The sequence below is a fragment of the Streptomyces sp. KR55 genome, assembly GCF_052245645.1.
Lineage (GTDB): Bacteria > Actinomycetota > Actinomycetes > Streptomycetales > Streptomycetaceae > Streptomyces > Streptomyces flavusporus.
Genome location: NZ_JBQQCE010000631.1, coordinates 1 through 4,384, shown reverse-complemented (window position 1 = coordinate 4,384; position 4,384 = coordinate 1). Strand labels below are relative to the sequence as shown.

The window sequence follows — 4,384 nt, the reverse complement described above, 5'->3', positions numbered from 1 at the left end:
ACCGAGGTGAGCAGGGCGGCCATGTACTCGGCGGGGTGGTTCGCCTTCAGGTACGCGGTCCAGTACGAGACCAGTCCGTACGCCGCGGAGTGCGCCTTGTTGAACGCGTAGCCGGCGAACGGGACCAGCACGTCCCACAGCGCCTGGATCGCTTCGTCGCTGTAGCCGTTCTTGCGGGCGCCGCCCTGGAAGATGACGAAGTTCTTCTCCAGCTCCTCCGGCTTCTTCTTGCCCATCACGCGGCGAAGGATGTCGGCCTCGCCGAGCGAGTAGCCCGCGATGATCTGGGCGGCCTTCTGCACCTGCTCCTGGTAGACGATCAGGCCGTAGGTGACGTCCAGGACCTCCTTGAGCGGCTCCTCCAGCTCGGGGTGGATCGGCGTGATCTCCTGCTGGCCGTTCTTGCGCAGCGCGTAGTTCGTGTGGGAGTTCATGCCCATCGGCCCCGGGCGGTACAGGGCCGACACGGCGGAGATGTCCTCGAAGTTGTCCGGCTTCATCAGCCGCAGCAGCGAGCGCATCGGGCCGCCGTCGAACTGGAAGACGCCGAGGGTGTCGCCGCGCTGGAGCAGGTCGAAGGTCGTGGGGTCGTCCAGCGGCAGCGACAGCAGGTCGATGTCGATGCCCTTGTTGGCCTTCACCATCTTGACGGCGTCGTCCATGATGGTCAGGTTGCGCAGGCCCAGGAAGTCCATCTTCAGCAGGCCGAGCGACTCACAGCTCGGGTAGTCCCACTGCGTGATGGTCACGCCGTCGGTGTGCCTGACCCAGACGGGGACGTGGTCGGTGATGGTCTCGCTGGACATGATCACGCCGGCCGCGTGCACACCCATCTGCCGGACCAGGCCCTCGACGCCCTTGGCGGTGTCGATGACCTTCTTGACGTCGGGCTCGTTCTCGTACATCGCCCGGATCTCGCCCGCCTCCGAGTAGCGCGGGTGCTGCGGGTCGGTGATGCCGGACAGCGGGATGCCCTTGCCGAGGACGTCGGCGGGCATGGCCTTGGTGAGGCGGTCGCCCATCGCGTACGGGTAGCCCAGTACGCGCGCGGAGTCCTTGATCGCGTTCTTGGCCTTGATGGTGCCGTACGTGCCGATCATGGCGACCTTGTCGGCGCCGTACTTCTCCGTCACGTACCTGATCACCTCGACGCGCCTGCGCTCGTCGAAGTCGATGTCGACGTCGGGCATGGAGACGCGCTCGGGGTTGAGGAACCGCTCGAAGATCAGGCCGTGCGGGATGGGGTCGAGGTCGGTGATGCCCATGGCGTACGCGACGATCGAGCCGGCCGCGGAGCCCCGGCCGGGGCCGACGGCGATGCCGTTCTTCTTGGCCCACATGATGAAGTCGGCGACCACGAGGAAGTAGCCCGGGAACCCCATCTGGATGATGACGTCCATCTCGTACTCGGCCTGCTTCTGGCGGTCCTCGGGGATGCCGCCCGGGAAGCGGCGCTCCATGCCGCGGCGGACCTCCTCCTGGAACCAGGTGACCTCGGTGTAGCCCTCCGGGATGTCGAACTTGGGCATCAGGTCGCGCTTCTCGAACATGCCCGTGGTGTCGACCATCTCGGCGACCAGCAGCGTGTTGCGGCAGCCTTCCTGCCAGGCGTCCGAGGAGTCGATGGCGTACATCTCGTCCGTGGATTTCAGGTAGTAGCCGGTGCCGTCGAACTTGAAGCGGTCGGGGTCGGAGAGGTTCTTGCCGGTCTGGATGCACAGCAGGGCGTCGTGCGCGCCCGCCTCGTGGGCGTACGTGTAGTGCGAGTCGTTGGTGACCAGCGGGGGGATGCCGAGCTTCTTGCCGATCTCCAGCAGGCCCTTGCGGACCCGGTGCTCGATCTCGATGCCGTGGTCCATCAGCTCCAGGAAGTAGCGGTCCTTGCCGAAGATGTCCTGGTAGTCCGCCGCCGCCTTGAGGGCCTCCTCCTCCTGGCCCAGGCGCAGCCGGGTCTGCACCTCGCCGGAGGGGCAGCCGGTGGAGGCGACGATCCCCTCGGACCACTGGGAGATGGTCTCCTTGTCCATCCGGGGCCACTTCTGCAGCCAGCCCTCGGCGTACGCGTCGGAGGAGAGCCGGAAGAGGTTGTGCAGGCCCGTCTTGTTCACGGCCCACATCGTCTTGTGGGTGTAACCACCCGAACCGGAGACGTCGTCCCGCTTCTGGTGCGGCTGGCCCCACTGGATCTTGCGCTTGTTGCGCCGGGACTCGGGGGCGACATACGCCTCGATCCCGATGATCGGGGTGATTCCGGCCTTCTTCGCGGAGTGGAAGAAGTCGTACGCCCCGTGGAGGTTGCCGTGGTCGGACATGGCGATGTGTGTCATGCCCATCTCGGTGCAGGCGTTGAACATGTCCTTCAGCCGCGCGGCACCGTCCAGCAGCGAGTACTGGGTGTGGACGTGCAGGTGCGTGAACGGCGGCTTTGACACGGCTGCGGCCTCCAAGGAAAACATACGTCGACGGGGGTCCGACAGGCTGCGGACAGTCTGGGGGACAGCGTCGAAGTCTATGCCTCGGCACTGACATTCCGCGGGCACTCCCGCGTACCTTCGAACGTTGGAAGATGGCGGGTGATCCGTGCCACGGGCATGGACCATCCGTCTCACAGGTCACGTACCACCCCCGCACCAGGAGGCACCCAGCGATGTCGTTCCCGCAGCTCAATGACGAGCAACGCGGTGAGGAGATCCTCGCCGTCTTCGACACCGCGTTCGGCGAGCTGCTCGCCGCCGACCCGGCCGCGTTCCGCGTGAAGTTCCGGAAGATGGCGGCCTCGGCCTTCGCCTTCTACCGGGGCACGGCGTGCCTCTTCTACCACGACCTCGACGCGGAGAAGCGCGGCGGTCCGTACCTGGACGAGCGCACCTCGCGCGTGTGGATCCACGGCGACCTGCACGCGGAGAACTTCGGCACGTACATGGACTCGACCGGCCGTCTGATCTTCAACGTCAACGACTTCGACGAGGCCTACGTCGGCCCCTTCACCTGGGACCTGAAGCGCTTCGCCGCCTCCGTCGCACTCGTCGGGTACGCGAAGGCACTCGGCGACGAGCAGATCACCGAGCTGGTGAAGATCTACGCGGCCGCCTACCGCGAGCGCATCCACGCCCTGGCCACGGGCGCCAAGAGCGACGAGGTGCCGCCCTTCACCCTGGACACCGCCGAGGGCCCACTGCTCGACGCCCTGCGCGACGCCCGCTCGCTGACCCGGTTCGGGCTGCTGGAGTCGATGACCGAGATCCGCGACTTCGAACGCCGGTTCGCTCCCGGCGGCGGCTCCATCGAGCTCGACGCGGCCACGCGCTACAAGGTGCTGGCCGCCTTCGACGGCTACCTGGAGACGCTGCCGGAGTCCTCGCTGGCCCGCCCGGACTCGTACCGGGTGAAGGACGTCGTCGGCCGCCGCGGCATCGGCATCGGCTCGGCCGGTCTGCCGTCGTACAACATCCTGCTGGAGGGCAACAGCGACGCCCTCGAGAACGACGTCGTGATCTACGTCAAGCAGGCCCAGACCCCGGCCGTCTCCCGGCACATCACCGACCCGGCGATCCGGGAGTACTTCCAGCACGAGGGTCACCGCACGGTCATCTCCCAGCGTGCCCTCCAGGCGCACGCCGACCCGTGGCTGGGCTGGACCGAGCTGGACGGCGCGGGCCAGCTGGTCGCCGAGGTGTCGCCGTACGCCGTCGATCTCGACTGGGGCGACATCGACGACCCGGAGGAGATCGCCGCGGTCGTCGCCGACCTGGGCCGGGCGACGGCCACGATGCACTCGGCCGCGGACGACGAAAGCGGCCACTCGGACCTGGTGCCGTTCTCCACGGAGCGGGCCATCGACGCGGCCATCGCCTCCGACGAGGAGGGCCTCGCGCCGCTTCTGGTCGACTTCGCGCACAGCTACGGCGCACGCGCGCGTGCCGACCACCAGATCTTCGTGGACCTGTTCCGCAACGGCCGGATCCCCGGCCTGTGACCGAACACCGACCCCCCACCCGTTTCACAGGGACTCCTTAGGAGTCCCTTACAGGAGTCCGTGACACACTCTCCCCGCTATGGACATATCCGGGACACAGCTCAGAGCCGTACGCGCGGCGCTGTTCACGGCCGTGGTCGTGACCCTCAGCACCGCGTCGCACGTGCTGCTGTCCGGGGTCCCGCTGCCGGTGGGCACGGTGGCGGCGATCACCGCCACCGTGTTCGTGATCGCGTACGCACTGGCCGGCCGTGAGCGCGGTTTCGGCCGGATCGCCGCCCTGCTGATCCCGCTGGAACTGGCCGCCGACACGGTGTTCACCGCCGGCCAGCACGCCTGCTACGGCCGGGCGGGCGGCCCCGTCGCGGGCCCGCTGCGCTCGGTCGGCCTGGACGTGCTGTGCGGCGG

General features: G+C 67.8%; 2 protein-coding genes and 1 pseudogene. 2 read left to right on the top strand and 1 reads right to left on the bottom strand.

Annotated features, from left to right (window positions below):
* The coding region (dnaE, locus tag ACTWQJ_RS47110) for a DNA polymerase III subunit alpha (protein ID WP_443312521.1) at nucleotides 1–2,432 on the bottom strand (2,432 nt) is incomplete at its 3' end.
* 215 nt (nucleotides 2,433–2,647) lie between these two features.
* On the opposite strand from dnaE, the gene ACTWQJ_RS47105 reads away from it, so the two are divergent.
* Nucleotides 2,648–3,976, top strand: coding sequence for a DUF2252 domain-containing protein (locus ACTWQJ_RS47105; RefSeq protein WP_443312520.1), 1,329 nt, complete (start codon nucleotides 2,648–2,650; stop codon nucleotides 3,974–3,976).
* A 79-nt stretch (nucleotides 3,977–4,055) separates the two neighbouring features.
* A pseudogene (locus tag ACTWQJ_RS47100) lies at nucleotides 4,056–4,384 on the top strand (hypothetical protein); the annotation flags it as partial.

What these genes read in the sequence shown, in the direction of transcription:
- ACTWQJ_RS47105 (WP_443312520.1), top strand. Translation starts at nt 2,648, where the DNA reads ATGTCGTTCCCGCAGCTCAATGACGAGCAACGCGGTGAGGAGATCCTC.